14 protein-coding genes and 1 riboswitch are annotated in these 14302 nt (G+C 46.7%); of the genes, 8 read left to right on the forward strand and 6 right to left on the reverse strand.

Features of this window, described 5'->3' with window-relative positions; genetic code table 11:
* Nucleotides 1-197: 197 nt before the first annotated feature.
* A complete protein-coding gene (dxs, locus tag ACRC32_RS29300) occupies nt 198-2108 on the reverse strand; it encodes a 1-deoxy-D-xylulose-5-phosphate synthase (RefSeq protein ID WP_438557280.1) in 1911 nt (636 codons plus the stop codon).
* A gap of 373 nt (nt 2109-2481) precedes the next feature.
* Between dxs and ACRC32_RS29305 the strand changes: the two genes are divergently transcribed.
* Both ACRC32_RS29305 and ACRC32_RS29310 read left to right on the forward strand, forming a co-directional pair.
* A complete protein-coding gene (locus ACRC32_RS29305) occupies nt 2482-3372 on the forward strand; it encodes a trypsin-like serine peptidase (protein WP_438557281.1) in 891 nt (296 codons plus the stop codon).
* 19 nt (nt 3373-3391) lie between these two features.
* The gene (locus ACRC32_RS29310) at nt 3392-3781 is read left to right on the forward strand and encodes a hypothetical protein (protein ID WP_438557282.1); all 390 of its coding nucleotides are present in this window, start codon (nt 3392-3394) and stop codon (nt 3779-3781) included.
* A 149-nt stretch (nt 3782-3930) separates the two neighbouring features.
* Here the strand turns inward: ACRC32_RS29310 and cobS are convergent, their stop codons facing one another.
* The 3 genes from cobS to ftsH3 form a co-directional block, all read right to left on the reverse strand.
* Complete coding sequence (cobS, locus tag ACRC32_RS29315; protein ID WP_438557283.1) at nt 3931-4683, reverse strand: adenosylcobinamide-GDP ribazoletransferase; 753 nt, start codon at nt 4681-4683, stop codon at nt 3931-3933.
* 134 nt (nt 4684-4817) lie between these two features.
* Entirely contained in the window at nt 4818-5192 is a 375-nt protein-coding gene (gene ebsA / locus ACRC32_RS29320; protein WP_438557284.1) for a type IV pilus biogenesis protein EbsA, read from the reverse strand.
* 249 nt (nt 5193-5441) lie between these two features.
* Nucleotides 5442-7280 carry an ATP-dependent zinc metalloprotease FtsH3 gene (ftsH3, locus tag ACRC32_RS29325; RefSeq protein ID WP_438557285.1) on the reverse strand — a complete coding sequence of 613 codons (1839 nt, stop codon included), beginning with the start codon at nt 7278-7280 and terminating at the stop codon, nt 5442-5444.
* Nucleotides 7281-7419: 139 nt separating this feature from the next.
* Between ftsH3 and ACRC32_RS29330 the strand changes: the two genes are divergently transcribed.
* A complete protein-coding gene (locus ACRC32_RS29330; protein ID WP_438557286.1) occupies nt 7420-7578 on the forward strand; it encodes a hypothetical protein in 159 nt (52 codons plus the stop codon).
* Nucleotides 7575-8432: an EamA family transporter gene (locus ACRC32_RS29335; protein WP_438557287.1), complete on the forward strand. Its 858-nt coding sequence runs from the start codon at nt 7575-7577 to the stop codon at nt 8430-8432. Before ACRC32_RS29330 ends, ACRC32_RS29335 begins: the two co-directional genes overlap by 4 nt.
* Before the next feature lie 87 nt (nt 8433-8519).
* Here the strand turns inward: ACRC32_RS29335 and ACRC32_RS29340 are convergent, their stop codons facing one another.
* Complete coding sequence (locus ACRC32_RS29340; protein WP_438557292.1) at nt 8520-9350, reverse strand: aminotransferase class IV; 831 nt, start codon at nt 9348-9350, stop codon at nt 8520-8522.
* A 191-nt stretch (nt 9351-9541) separates the two neighbouring features.
* On the opposite strand from ACRC32_RS29340, the gene ACRC32_RS29345 reads away from it, so the two are divergent.
* On the forward strand, nt 9542-9796 hold the full coding sequence (locus ACRC32_RS29345) for a DUF4212 domain-containing protein (RefSeq protein ID WP_106547093.1): 255 nt from the start codon (nt 9542-9544) through the stop codon (nt 9794-9796).
* A gap of 9 nt (nt 9797-9805) precedes the next feature.
* Nucleotides 9806-11482, forward strand: a complete 1677-nt coding sequence (locus tag ACRC32_RS29350; protein WP_438557288.1) for a sodium:solute symporter family protein — start codon at nt 9806-9808, stop codon at nt 11480-11482.
* 43 nt (nt 11483-11525) lie between these two features.
* On the opposite strand, the gene cimA is transcribed toward ACRC32_RS29350, so the two are convergent.
* Nucleotides 11526-13211, reverse strand: coding sequence for a citramalate synthase (cimA, locus tag ACRC32_RS29355; protein ID WP_438557289.1), 1686 nt, complete (start codon nt 13209-13211; stop codon nt 11526-11528).
* A 94-nt stretch (nt 13212-13305) separates the two neighbouring features.
* Between cimA and ACRC32_RS29360 the strand changes: the two genes are divergently transcribed.
* On the forward strand, nt 13306-13662 hold the full coding sequence (locus ACRC32_RS29360) for a 2Fe-2S iron-sulfur cluster-binding protein (RefSeq protein WP_438557293.1): 357 nt from the start codon (nt 13306-13308) through the stop codon (nt 13660-13662).
* Nucleotides 13663-13808: 146 nt separating this feature from the next.
* A riboswitch (TPP riboswitch) is annotated at nt 13809-13904 on the forward strand.
* 111 nt (nt 13905-14015) lie between these two features.
* A partial coding sequence (locus tag ACRC32_RS29365; protein WP_438557290.1) for an FAD-dependent oxidoreductase occupies nt 14016-14302 on the forward strand: 287 nt, incomplete at its 3' end.

Here is a 14302-nt window from a genome sequence, read left to right on the forward strand (position 1 = left end):
AAAAGTCAAAAGCTAGGAGCCAGGAGAAGATCGATATAAATTCTTATATATCACTACTCACTATCTACTCTACTCACTCATAACAAATGACGAATGATGAATGACTAATTACCAATGACCAATGACCAATTACCAATTACCAATGACCAATTACCAATATAAAAAAGGTGGGCGATCGCCCACCTCAAAATCAAAAATTACGAACCTACAGGAGATAATTGCTGGCTGAAGAAAGCTTGACGCACGGTTTCAGCAATTTGCGGACTGGTCAAACCCAAATCGGCTTTCGATTCATTTGGTTCGGCGTGATCTACCAAAGTATCTGGTATACCAATTCGCTTGACAGGAACGACAACATTTGCATCGAGTAAAGCTTCGGCTACCGCAGAACCAAACCCACCCATCAGACAGCCTTCTTCTAAAGTCACGACGCGCCCGATTTGCTGCGCTAGAGGTAGAATTAGTTCTGTATCTAGGGGTTTGGCAAAACGAGCGTTAATCACTGTTGCTTCAATCCCATGTTCGCGCAAAATTTCTGCTACTTGCATCGCAGGGTGAACCATCGCACCAAAACCAATCAGTAAGAGATCGTCCCCATGTCTGAGGATTTCCCCTTTACCAATTTGCAAGGATTCCCAACCTTCCTCCATTAGGGGAACGCCGTAACCGTTACCGCGTGGATAGCGCATGGCGATCGGTCCATCAGTATAATTGACCCCAGTAACGACCATCTGCTGCAACTCGGCTTCGTCTTTGGGAGCCATCAAAACCATGTTGGGCAAGCAACGCAGATAGGCAATATCGTACATACCTTGATGCGTCGGTCCGTCAGACCCCACAATTCCCGCCCTGTCCATACAGAAAAAGACGGGCAAATTTTGGATGCAGACATCGTGAACTATCTGATCGTAGGCACGTTGCAAGAAAGTCGAATAGATAGCCACCACGGGACGCATTCCTTCACAAGCTAAGCCAGCGCCTAGAGTGACGGCGTGTTGTTCGGCAATCCCAACATCGACATATTGTTTTGGTAGCTTACTCGCCAGTTTATCCAGTCCCGTTCCAGTTGCCATCGCTGCCGTAATCCCGATAATTTTGGGGTTATTTTCGGCTAGTTTGACCAAAGTATGAGCAAAAACTTTAGAGTAGCCGGGGGGTTTGGGCTTGCTGGAGGGTATGGCTTTACCCGTTGTCAAGTCGAAGGGAGATTGGGCGTGATATCCCACTTGGTCTTTTTCGGCAATCTCGTAACCTTTCCCTTTAACTGTCGCAACGTGGACGAGTACTGGTCCTTGGATGTGATGTGCTTGCTCGAAGGTCGCAATCAATTCTGCCAGATTATGACCGTCTACTGGTCCGAGATAGGTGAATCCGAGTTCTTCGATAATTGCTCCAACTTTTGACACGGCTAACCGCTTCATGCCACCCTTAAGCCGATGCAATTCGGGGGTGAGAGATTCGCCAACAAAGGGAATGTGTTTAACTTGTTCTTCTAAATTATCGGCAAGAAACTGTACTGGCGCAGAAAGACGCATTTTATTTAAGTAACGAGAGATTGCACCGACATTCGGTGAAATTGACATCTCGTTATCGTTCAATATCACGAGTAAATTTGTCTTAGGCAAGTGTCCGGCGTGGTTAATTGCTTCGAGTGCCATACCACCTGTCAGCGCGCCATCACCAATAATTGCTGCGACCTTAAATTTATCCCCTTTGAGATCCCGTGCCAGTGCCATTCCCAGTGCAGCAGAAATACTCGTAGAGGCGTGACCCGCGCCAAAATGGTCGAATTTGCTCTCACAGCGCTTGAGATAGCCAGCGACTCCATCTTTCTGCCGGAGAGTGTGAAACTCACTGTATCGACCAGTAATCAGCTTGTGCGGGTAGGCTTGATGCCCGACATCCCAAATCACCTTGTCGCGATCGAGGTCTAATGTTTGATATAGCGCTAGGGTCAATTCCACCACGCCTAGCCCTGGTCCCAGGTGTCCGCCACTAGCGGCGATCGTTTGCAAGTGTTTTTCGCGAATTTGACGAGCAATTTGTTGTAATTGACGAATCGACAAACCGTGCAACTGATTAGGATGGGTGATTTCACTCAGATGCATATTGGGTGTTCCCTCTGCGTTGCGTCTTGTGCTTCACCGCTCGACTGTTGCCAACTGTCTTGGGTGGAGTCGTAGAGGTGAAGTATGTATTCCTTCCTCAATGTAAAAGATTTCGGGTGCAATGCATATTAGTAAATATTTTGTGTTCAGATATTTACCGCGATCGCCCTCTCTGCTATACCTTAAATTCACATCCTACAGGTTATACCCGAGTTTTAGTCATTAAATTGACATAAAAAGTTGTTGCCTTACCAAAGCTTTAACTCTACTGTGAAGATTGGGTAAATAGCTAGTAAACGGTAGGAAATATGTCATCTACCTTATGTATTAGCTTTCATCCACAAATTAAGGATTATGGATGAAGGTACTCGTTATGAGTAAAAATCTTAATTGCTTAAAGTTTTTGACGAAAAACCGTCGGTTAACTGCAACTCTCTTATCGATCGGTAGTTGTATGGGAGCGATCGCAACTACACTCCAATCCTCGCAAGCATATATCATCGGGCAAGATGACCGCGTTTTGCCTGCGTATGAATGGTTGACAGTAGCGCCGCGTAAAGCAGTGGGGCAGCTAGAATCTCGGATGGCAAATGGGCAATACAAACTTTGTACTTTTACCGTTGTGGGTCGTAATATTGGATTGACAAATAGCCATTGCGTACGGGACGAACAAGGAAAGATACCAGTACAGGCGAAAGCCTATGCCGTGCGCTATGGAACGACTCAATTAGCTACAGCAAATGTTGACGCTTACTGGACAGGACTGACAGCTTTTCCTAAAGGCATGGAAGAATGGAGACGGGATTGGGCAATTATCCGGTTCACAACAAATTTAGGAGATGCCACGGGTTGGTATGGTAACGTCGAGTGGAATCCAAACGACATTAGCAAAGCAGGAGACACTGTTGTCGGTCAGCCCACAAACTACATCGGTTATCCTACTGATTGGCCCACCGATCCAGCTTTGAAAGCTTATCAAGGGTACTTACCAGCCTTGCAAGCTGGCTGTAATATTTTGGGTAAAGATCCACAGCTAGAAATTCTCATACACGACTGTGACATCATGCAAGGAACCTCTGGTTCATCGATGTTCTCTGCGGTCTCAGAAACAGACTTTCGGACTATGGCTTTGAATAACGGCTACGCCACGGCTACTGATGGTAGACCGATTAGTACGGCAGTAGCTCTAGAGCGGTTTATGCCAGCTATTCTCAAACTGAGACAAACAGGAGCAACTAACGACACCGCAGTCCCCGTTCCATAGGTTAACTCAATCGCCATCAATGATAAACAAACAAAACCAATACTTACTATTATTAGGGTTAGTCACGACATCAATATCGGTCGTTGCAACCGCATTTATCTCAAGTGCCAGTGCCAACGATCTACTCTGCTATATTCAAACTCGGGATGGTAAACAAGTAGATCTTTCTCAAATATGTAACAAGAAGACATCTCCCACTCCCGCCAAACCTGACACTACGAATACAACCCATCCTACTAACGCTCCTGTCAATCTACAAACAGCACCTAACCAGTCCAAAATTCCTGTTATCGATCCCAAAATGCCAGCCAAGGTTCCTCTCGTCATCAAAGACAAACCATCTGCATTGTGGAACTCTGTTCCCGATCTACCTTATCCCGCCATCGAAGGACGGACAATTCGGCATTAAATGAGTGAGTAGTGAGTAGTCATTTGTCATTCGTCATTTGTCATTTGTGAGTAGGTTAGCTACTAGTGTACTTTTCTCCTTCAGCTTTCTACTCCCTGCTCCCTGCTCCCTACTCCCTGCTCCCTGCTCCCCTTCTTCACTGATAACTGTCAAAAAGCTGTCAACAAGCACAAAAATAAGGCTTCCGTCCATTCTACAACCGCGCCGTAGGTATCTCCCGTATGACCGCTTAACTTATAATTCAACCAAGCGCTAGTCATAATAGAGATTGCACTGCCACCTAATGCCATAGCAAGAGACGCTACAATGCGATCGCGGTTTAGCAAGAGCTGTACTCCACTAAGACCGAGCAATAATAACAGTCCTGGCAATAAATCCCAATAAGACCGAATCGCTGCTTTGTGAAATGCTCCTTTACCTGTAGGTTTGAGATAAGGATAACAGGCGATCGCGACTTGTTGTCCCCATCGTCCCCAACCACAAGCTGCCATCAATATTAGAGGGCGATAAGTATCGAGATCGGTTAAGGCTGATAATTTTAGTAGTAGGATAGCGATCGCAACCATTGCTCCAAACGCACCTGTAACGCTATCTGCCATGACTTGTAAGCGTCTTTGCGGATCTTGTACTGCCAAGCCATCAGCAGTATCCATTGCTCCATCTAGGTGCAGTCCCCCAGTAATCGCAATCCAACTTACGACAACTACAGCACTGCGAGTTAGTATGGGTACGCCTAATAAAAATAAGCCCAGATCTAACAATCCTAGAATTCCACCTACAATCAAACCTACCAGCGGTACAAGACGCGCTACGCGCTGAAAGTCTAAATTCAACTTAGGGATGGGCAGACAAGTATAAAATGCGATCGCTGCTAGAAAATCTAATCCAAGTTTTAATATCACAATTTACAAGTCTCCCTTTCTAAAGGGAATTGAGGGGGATATAATCTATGTTCTCACCCTCATGCGATCGCGCCACTAGTTATCGATTGCTAGCAGCTAATTGCTCAGAACTACTCGATAAGAATAACTGTTTGCTATTCTTCAATGCGGAGTAGTTTGCGGTAAAAAGGTTTAGAAAAATCTGTACTGCGGCTGCGCTGAAAATTGAGAATGACATCGATTAAATGATCGATATATTCCGAGCTTTGCATTAGCAACTCGTAACTCAAATCGGCGTTACCATCAAATTGTAGCCGACACCGGATCAGGTCTGCTGGTAATGTGGAAATATTCCAAGTTGCTATAAAGGGAATACCATCCGCACTTTCAATTTTACGCTGTCCTTCCATCACTCCTTTTTTAAACAAACTGATGGCAAGGGGTAAGATATTACGTTTATTGCCTTGAAAATAAGGAAGGTAAACTCTTAATTCTTGCTGGTTGGCAGGTTGAAGTTGTTGAATAGACATAGGTGTTTAAGAGATAATAGTTACTGGTAATTGGTAAGTCGTAAGTCGTAAGTGAGAAGTAACTAACAACTGATAACTGATAACTGATAACTGACCACTGATAACTGTTCGCTATTTTTCAGTATTCCCAGAAATTGCCCTATGACAACACTTACTCGCTGAAATAAAAAAGGTGGGCATTGCCCACCCTACTATTGAAATAAAAAAGGTGGGCATTGCCCACCCTACTAATGTTAATGTCTTGAACAACTATGCGATCGCAGCTGTTCTGACATCGTTATTTGCTAACAACTCTTGCAGTTCGTCTGCATCTACAGTTTCTTTCTCTACTAGCATTTGAGCTAGCCGATCTAGAATGGCACGGTTGTTAGTTAGTACTGATTTTGCTCGCTTGTAAGCGGTATCAACGAGCTGATGCACTTCTTCGTCAATGACAGAAGCTGTTTCTTCGGAGAAGTCGCGTTCGGCAACGATATCGCGTCCGAGGAACATATTACCTTGTTGACGACCGAGAGCAACCGGACCGAGGCGATCGCTCATACCAAAACGAGTGATCATTTGTCTGGCAACTCTGGCGACTTGTTGTAAGTCGTTGGATGCACCAGTGGTGACTTCTTCTTCACCAAAGATAATTTCTTCGGCAATCCGACCACCTAAAGCCACAGCCATCTGATTTTCTAAATACGAACGGCTGTAGAGTCCGGTGTCCATCCGGTCTTCGCTAGGTGTGAACCAAGTCAAACCACCAGCGCGACCGCGAGGAATGATGCTAATTTTCTGTACGGGGTCGTAGTCTGGCATCAGCGCCCCTACTAAGGCGTGACCGGCTTCATGATAGGCTACGAGTTGCTTGCGCTTCTCGCTCATCACGCGGTCTTTCTTCTCAGGACCTGCCAAAACGCGATCGATCGCGTCGTTGACTTCATCCATCGAAATTTCGCTCAGGTTACGTCTAGCAGCTAAAATTGCAGCTTCATTCAACAGGTTCGATAGGTCTGCACCTGTAAAACCTGGTGTACGACGGGCAATTCTATCTAGATCTACGTCTTTTGCCAAAGTCTTGCCACGGGCGTGAACTTTGAGGATTTCCAAACGTCCGGCGTAATCGGGTCGATCTACAACGACTTGGCGATCGAAACGACCGGGACGCAACAACGCTGCATCAAGTACGTCTGGGCGGTTAGTTGCAGCAATAATGATGATTCCAGTATTGCCTTCAAAACCATCCATTTCGGTGAGTAACTGGTTCAGGGTTTGCTCCCGTTCGTCGTTACCACCACCTAAACCAGCACCGCGCTGCCGTCCTACGGCATCAATTTCATCGATGAATACGATACAAGGTGCGTTTGCCTTTGCTTGCTCGAATAAGTCGCGGACGCGAGACGCACCCACACCAACGAACATTTCAACGAATTCCGAACCGGAAATTGAGAAGAAGGGAACGCCAGCCTCACCCGCTACAGCACGAGCTAGGAGAGTTTTACCCGTTCCTGGGGGTCCAACTAGCAATACACCTTTAGGAATTTTCGCCCCGACTGCGGTGAAGCGATCTGCATTTTTCAGGAAGTCTACAACTTCGTTCAATTCCAATTTGGCTTGGTCGATTCCAGCCACATCGCCAAATGTTACCTGCGTTTGTGGCTCCATTTGTACCCTAGCTTTAGACTTGCCAAAGTTCATTGCTTGGCTGCCAGGACCATTTTGGGCGCGGCGTAGTAAAAAGAATAAGCCAACTAAAAGCAAGACGGGGACAAATAAGCTACTGAGGGCTTTGAACCAAAAACCTTCATCAGTTTGAGGTAGAACCGCAATATCAACTCCTCTCTCCGTCAAGATTGAAATTAATTCGGGGTCATCGGGTAAATTGACGATGACTTGGCTGCCATCTTGAGGCTTGACAAGTGCTCTGGTGCGATCGGCACTAAGTCTGACCTGAGCAACTCTACCTTTTTCAACTGCTTGAATAAAATCGCTGTATCGCCATGTCTCTCGACTCTGAGGCTGTTTGTCAAAGAACGCCGTTCCCAGCGCAATGACCACAATTGCCAGTAATGCGTACAGCCCTGCGTTTCTCCACCGTTTATTCACCGAGGGTTAGCCTCCTAAAGCTTACGGGCAAGGGCGTTTTTTTCTTATGTTAATTAATTTTAATCTACCTTAGAAACTTGCCGCTTGTCAGGTATCAGAATGAGGAGCGAGGAGTGAGGAGCGAGGAGCGAGGGAAAGAATGTACTTTTTATCTCTCACTTTTACCTCTTTTCACGCACCGCACCACGCACCACGCATCACTATTCTTAGGGGTGATTTGTTGCGGCGGCTGATGTTGAATTATGGTGGATTGGGGTTACGCGATCGCACTCCGATCGACGATGTTGGTGAACGATGAAAAAGATTGGTTCTCAGCCTACTCTATCGCCTACAAGTTTGGTGCTGCTGTCGATCGCCTCGACTCAGTTAGGTTCGGCGATCGCGAAAACGTTGTTTAGTACGCTCAGTCCTGCTGCTGTAGTGCTGTTACGGGTGGGTTTTGCAGCGGTGGTGTTGCTGGTGCTATGGCGATCGCAAATTAAGGGTATTCAGCGCCAGAACTACGGGGTGCTGATTTTGTTTGGTTTGTCTTTGGGTTTGATGAATCTCTCATTTTATTTGGCAATCGAGCGGATTCCAATTGGCATTGCGGTAGCGTTGGAGTTTATCGGTCCTTTGGGCGTGGCGATCGCCAATTCTCGGCGCTTGCTCGATCTGTTGTGGGTGTTGCTGGCTGGATGCGGTATCGTTTTGCTGGCTCCAATTGGTGGTTTGACCGTCAATCTTGCTGGAATTATTTTGGCGCTGACAGCGGGGGGATTTTGGGCGGCTTATATTCTCCTTTCTGCTAAGGTAGGGCGGGTTGTCCCTGGAGGCGTGGGGCTGGCTTTGGCGATGGCAGTGGCGGCGATCGTTATGTTGCCAATGGGAATTGTTACGGGTGGCTCGGCGCTGTTAAATCCACAAATGTTATTTATTGGGTTTGGAGTGGCGATTCTTTCTTCGGCGATTCCATACTCGTTTGAGTTAGAGGCGTTACGGTGGCTACCTGTAAGGGTGTTTGGCGTGTTGTTGAGTTTGGAACCTGTGGCGGCGGCTGTCATTGGTTTTATTGTTTTGCGGGAAACTTTGGAGTTACGGGCAATAATGGCGATCGCGTTGGTGACAGTTGCGGCGGGTGGGGCTTCTCTTTATGGGAGTGGGAGAAGATAATGTCGCGCAAATACGCATACGCGGAGCGTTCTCGAAGAGTAGACGCGAAGAGTAGAGTAGGCGTAGGCGCAAAGAAGGCGCTGAGAGTTAGTCTGCAAACAATTCGCGTAGTTGCTCAAAGGCTGGATGATAGGGGTTGTAGTTTAGTTGATTCGTTTTTGCTTGCCCTCGCTCCTCACTCCTTACTCCTCGCTCCTCAAATACGCTATGGATGGGAATGAGTTCTACAATGCTATTGCTGTAGGCGATCGCTTCCATTGTTTTGACCATTTCTGGTATCCAAGGTTTTTTCATAACTGGTTGGTTTTGATTTTCGAGCCAGTCAAGCAGTTGCGATCGCATTACGCCTGGTAATATTCCAGCCTCTAGTGGTGGTGTCCACCAACAACCGTCTTGCCATCCCCACAAATTACCCGTACTGGTTTCCAGCCAGTTATCGTTGCTATTGAGCAGAATTGCTTCGCTGGCTGTCATGTGTTGGGCTTTTGTTCTGGCTAGCCACGCACCTAAGTAGTTACCTGTTTTATGGGTGGGTAGGAAGCGGTGAAATTCTTCTCCAGATATTAAGCTGGCTGCTACTCCATGTTTTTGCTTTTCTGTCAAGTCCGTTGGTAGCGATCGCCCAGTTATCCACTCTCTGCCGTCAGGAAAGATTGTGACTCTCAATACGGGAAAATCTTGCAGCAAGATTTCTGCTCCTTGTCGAACTTTCTGCCAGTTTGGTTCTTGCCAGTCTAAGAATTGAATGCTGGAGCGGAGGCGATCGCAATGTCCTTTCCAGTTCGTTAAGGGGCGATCGAGTGACTGACAATAAACTCGCAGTGTAGTAAACACGGTTGCTCCATACAAGAGTCCTGGATCGTCAACCGCTAACCCGATGACATTTGTTTTGATTAAGTCGCCGTTATACCAAAAAATTGTCCTTGCCTCAGTTTACTGTTTGTCTTTAGTCTTAATTTCTTTTTCAGTTAATTCATACTTTCTTGCAACTGAAAAGCAAACTTTTTTTGTATCGATTAGATTGTTAAGTTTTAAACTATTTTTACAGCCAAAGCCTTGCGTTTTTACACCTTAATCCATATCATTTCACAAATTCAATTTATAAAACTATGGATAGAGATAGACAAGAAGCATACTGGCGGGCAAACACGGCTTTAATTCGGAATCTATTAATTGTTTGGGCGCTGGTATCCCTGGTGTTTAGCATCCTGTTAGCACAGCCGTTGAATGCAATCCGAATTGGGAGCGTTCCTCTAGGCTTTTGGATGGCACAACAAGGCTCGATCTTAACTTTTGTCGTCTTGATTTTTATCTATGCGTTTCAAATGGACAAGCTCGATCGCAAATATGGGATTAGGAAGTGAGGGGAAATCATGTCAGCAGAACTTTGGACGATTATTTTAGTTGCCCTCTCTTTCCTACTGTATCTCTACATCGGTTGGCGATCGCGCGTCAAAGATAGTTCCGGCTTTTACGTCGCTGGGCAAGATATCCCCCAAATCGCCAATGGAGCTGCAACGGCGGCTGATTGGATGTCCGCAGCTTCTTTCATCTCGATGGCGGGGTTAATTTCGACTCTGGGCTACGATGGCTCGATTTATCTGATGGGTTGGACTGGCGGTTACGTGCTGCTGGCACTCCTACTTGCGCCATATCTGCGCAAGTTTGGCAAGTATACCGTGCCGGATTTTGTGGGAGATCGCTATTACTCCAATGCGGCTAGGTTAGTCGCGGTTATCGCTGCTTTATTTGTCTCTCTAACTTATGTCGCCGGACAGATGCGGGGTGTCGGAATTGTCTTCAGCCGCTTTCTCCAAGTCGATATCAGCACCGGCGTGATTATCGGGATGGTGGTAGTGGCGTTCTTCTCAGTTTTGGGCGGCATGAAAGGCATCACCTGGACGCAGGTAGCCCAGTATGGTGTCTTAATTGTGGCTTATTTGATTCCAGCAGGAGCGATCGCTTATCTTTTAACTGGTAATCCGATTCCGCAACTGGCGTTTACGTTTAGCGATATTGTCGGCAAACTGAATCAAATTCAGTTGGATTTGGGCTTTCAGGAGTATTCGCAACCATTTGCTAACCGCTCGATGCTGGACGTGCTGTTTACTACTCTCGCCTTGATGGTAGGAACGGCAGGACTACCGCACGTTATTGTCAGATTCTACACGGTTCCCAACGTCAGAGCTGCCCGTTATTCGGCTGGTTGGGCGTTGTTATTTATCGCCCTACTTTATACCAGCGCTCCAGCCTTGGCAACTTTCGCCCGTTACAACTTAATTAACACTTTGCACAATCAGCCAATTACCCAAGTGCGACAGTTAGACTGGGCAAACAAATGGGAAAAAACCAAACTCTTAACCTTTAACGACAAAAATAATGACGGACTCATCGAGTTAACACCCGATAAAAATACGAGCGAAATCACCATCGACCCCGATATTATTGTCTTGTCTACCCCAGAAGTCGCTAAGTTAGCTCCTTGGGTGATTGGACTTGTCGCCGCTGGAGGGTTAGCCGCAGCTTTATCGACCGCTAGTGGTTTGCTGTTGGTAATTTCCAGTTCTGTCGCCCACGATATTTACTACCGAATACTTAATCCCAACGCCTCGGAAACCCAAAGGGTGTTTGTCGGTCGGATTATGGTCGGGTTAGCCGTGGTGCTGGCGGGATATTTTGGGATCAATCCGCCTGGATTTGTGGCGCAAGTGGTAGCTTTTGCCTTTGGCTTAGCGGCTGCTAGCTTTTTCCCCGCAATTGTGTTGGGTATTTTCGATAAACGAACGAATCGAGAAGGTGCGATCGCAGGTATTATAGTCGGTCTATTGTTCACCCTGTTCTACATCGTCGGGGTGAAATTTTACGGGATGCAACCTTGGTTATTTGGGATTTCTCCCGAAGGTATCGGCACGGTCGGGATGATGATTAACTTTATCGTTACTCTGATCGTTTCCCGCCTGACTCCACCGCCACCAATTGCCGTACAAGAAATGGTAGAAGATTTGCGATCGCCTGCGGGTACAGAATTACCTGTTGAGTCTGTGCATTAATTTGAATTTGTAGACTGTAGGGGCGCACAGCTATGCGCCCCTGCTAGAATGTCTTGATTTTCGGTGCAGTTTCAACTGACGAATGCAACATTAATCCATATTCCAATCCTTCTACAACTGCCTGATAGGAAGCTTCTAAAATATTAGGAGAAACGCCAACGGTCGTCCAACGCTGATGACCGTTTTTTGATTCTACTAATACGCGGGTTTTTGCTGCCGTACCGCTGTGTCCGTCTAAAATTCTGACTTTGTAATCGCTCAATTCAAACTGAGCAATTTGAGGATAAAAATTCACTAAAGCTTTTCTCAATGCCCTGTCTAATGCTGCTACAGGACCATTTCCCTCAGCGGCTTCGAGAATATCTTGACCGCTAACAGTTAGTTTAACAGTGGCGAGGGCATTAGTATTAGTTCGCCCTTCAACTAAATCGCAGTGAACTTGAAAGCCTTTAATTTCAAAAAATTGCTGTCGTTTACCCAACGCCTCGCGCATGAGGAGATCGAAACTAGCTTCAGCGGCTTCAAATTGATAGCCTTCACTTTCTAATTCTTTCAATCGTTGCAGAATTTGCCGCGCTGTAGGGTTATGTTTATCTAATTCAATCCCAAATGTACGGGCTTTAGCGACGACATTGCTAATTCCTGCTTGGTCAGAAATCACAATCCGGCGGCGGTTACCGATTTGTTCTGGCTGAATGTGTTCGTAGGTGAGAGGATTGCGTTCCACAGCCGAGACGTGGATGCCTCCCTTATGGGCAAAGGCAGAACGCCCCACAAAAGGCGCGTGTTCGTCAGGGGCAAGGTTGACAACTTCGCTGACAAAACGACTAACTTCAGTTATTTGAGGCAGTTGCGCGTCAGCAAGGCATTGGTAGCCGAGTTTGAGTTGTAAGTTAGGGATGAGAGAACAGAGGTTTGCATTCCCGCAGCGTTCGCCGTAGCCGTTGATCGTTCCCTGCACCATCTTCGCCCCTTCCATCACAGCTGCGATCGCATTGGCGACAGCTGTATCGGAATCATTATGAGTATGGATTCCTATTTGGGGAATCGGTAGGGGCGGGTTTCCAAACCCGCCCGTACAGGAATCGGGAGTCGGAAATTTTTGAATAAATGAAACTACGTTGCGGACGATAGAACTAATTTCATGTGGTAAAGTCCCGCCGTTGGTGTCGCACAGAACGAGCCATTCTGCTCCAGAGGCGATCGCGGCTGCTAAAGTTTTTAAGGCATAATCGCGATTGTGTTTGTATCCATCGAACCAATGTTCGGCATCGTAAATGACTCGTCGCCCTTGACTGCGAAGGTAGGTAACTGTATCGCGAATCATCTCTAAATTCTCTTCCAGGCTGCATTTTAGCCCTTCTGTAACATGGAGATCCCAAGATTTGCCAAAGATCGTTACCCAGCGAGTCCCAGCAGCCAAAATCGCTTGCAGTAATGAATCTTCCGCCGCACTGACATGGGGACGACGGGTAGAACAAAAAGCAACGACTTCGGCTTGTTTGAGGGGTTCTTCCTTCAGCTGCCAGAAGAATTGTACATCTCTAGGATTTGCCCCAGGCCATCCACCTTCGATAAAGGGAACGCCCAATTGGTCTAGCTGGCGGGCAATGCGTAATTTATCTTCTAAGGATACAGACAAGCCTTCACGCTGCGTACCGTCGCGCAGGGTCGTATCGTAAATCCAGATTTGGTTTGGGTTGGAGGCAAGGGGTAATGCTTCGGTCATAGGGAAAAAACAAACACAGGAAAGCTCGAACTTTAGAAAGCGATATTCTGATTTTAGGTAGAACTAGATGGCGAAGTCGCTAACTAACATGAAGATGGTAAAGGTAATTGCTCAAGGTAAAATAATCGAATGCGATCGCGGCGCTAATTTACGACAAGTCTTGCTTAAGCATGACATTGACTTGTATAACGGCGGCGCTAAAGTTATTAATTGTCACGGTATTGGCAGTTGCGGTACTTGTGCGGTGTTAGTCGAAGGCGAAGTTTCCGAACCAAATTGGCAGGACAAAACCCGTCGCTCCCTTCCTCCCCATTCTCCCACGCGCAACTTAAGGTTAGCTTGCCAAACAAAAGTTTTAGGTGATGTAAAGATAACAAAATTTGACGGATTTTGGGGACAAGGTACGGAAATTGTGTGGAATTCGGAAGTCGGAAGTCGGAAGTCGGAATGATAGAAAGTGCCAGCAGAGCGATTGTGTTGATGGATGTAAAGATGCTTCGCTTTTCCGGTCGATGTGTTATGCAGCGAACTACTATGACAATAGGGCTAACATCGGCAGCTTCTGAACTTTCCTCTGATTCAAGTGCTAGGATGAGCGAATATAGCTAGGGGTGTCTGGGAAACCAGGCTGAGATAGTCCCTTAGAACCTGAGACTGGGTAATACCAGCGGAGGGAAGCTGTTTATGGAAAGAACTCAAAATGCATACACAATATATGCATACACAATGGCTGGCAAAGCACCGCTGGTAAAGCGATCGCTCAATTTCTCGCCTCTTGCCTAACTCACAAATGACAAATGACGAATGACAAATGACATTTTAATTATTGGTGGCGGGGTCGTTGGTTTGGCGATCGCCGTTGAGTTAAGATTGCGCGGTGCATCTGTCACTTTACTTTGCCGCGATTTTCATGCTGCGGCAAGTCATGCAGCGGCGGGAATGCTAGCACCTCAAGCCGAACAAATCCCTCCAGGGGCAATGTTAGATCTGTGCTGGCGATCGCGATCGCTCTACCCCGAATGGACGCGCAAGCTAGAAGAAATTAGCGGTAAACCAACGGGTTACTGGGCTTGCGGCATTCTCGCGCCTGT

Source organism: Chroococcidiopsis sp. (assembly GCF_051657925.1).
Taxonomy (GTDB): Bacteria; Cyanobacteriota; Cyanobacteriia; order Cyanobacteriales; family Chroococcidiopsidaceae; genus Chroococcidiopsis.

Coding starts and splice junctions, on each gene's coding strand:
- ACRC32_RS29350 (WP_438557288.1), top strand. CDS start 9,806: ATGTCAGCAGAACTTTGGACGATTATTTTAGTTGCCCTCTCTTTCCTA.
- dxs (WP_438557280.1), bottom strand. CDS start 2,108: ATGCATCTGAGTGAAATCACCCATCCTAATCAGTTGCACGGTTTGTCG.
- ACRC32_RS29345 (WP_106547093.1), top strand. CDS start 9,542: ATGGATAGAGATAGACAAGAAGCATACTGGCGGGCAAACACGGCTTTA.
- ACRC32_RS29360 (WP_438557293.1), top strand. CDS start 13,306: ATGGTAAAGGTAATTGCTCAAGGTAAAATAATCGAATGCGATCGCGGC.
- ACRC32_RS29305 (WP_438557281.1), top strand. CDS start 2,482: ATGAGTAAAAATCTTAATTGCTTAAAGTTTTTGACGAAAAACCGTCGG.
- ACRC32_RS29335 (WP_438557287.1), top strand. CDS start 7,575: ATGAAAAAGATTGGTTCTCAGCCTACTCTATCGCCTACAAGTTTGGTG.
- ACRC32_RS29310 (WP_438557282.1), top strand. CDS start 3,392: ATGATAAACAAACAAAACCAATACTTACTATTATTAGGGTTAGTCACG.
- ebsA (WP_438557284.1), bottom strand. CDS start 5,192: ATGTCTATTCAACAACTTCAACCTGCCAACCAGCAAGAATTAAGAGTT.
- ACRC32_RS29330 (WP_438557286.1), top strand. CDS start 7,420: ATGTACTTTTTATCTCTCACTTTTACCTCTTTTCACGCACCGCACCAC.
- cimA (WP_438557289.1), bottom strand. CDS start 13,211: ATGACCGAAGCATTACCCCTTGCCTCCAACCCAAACCAAATCTGGATT.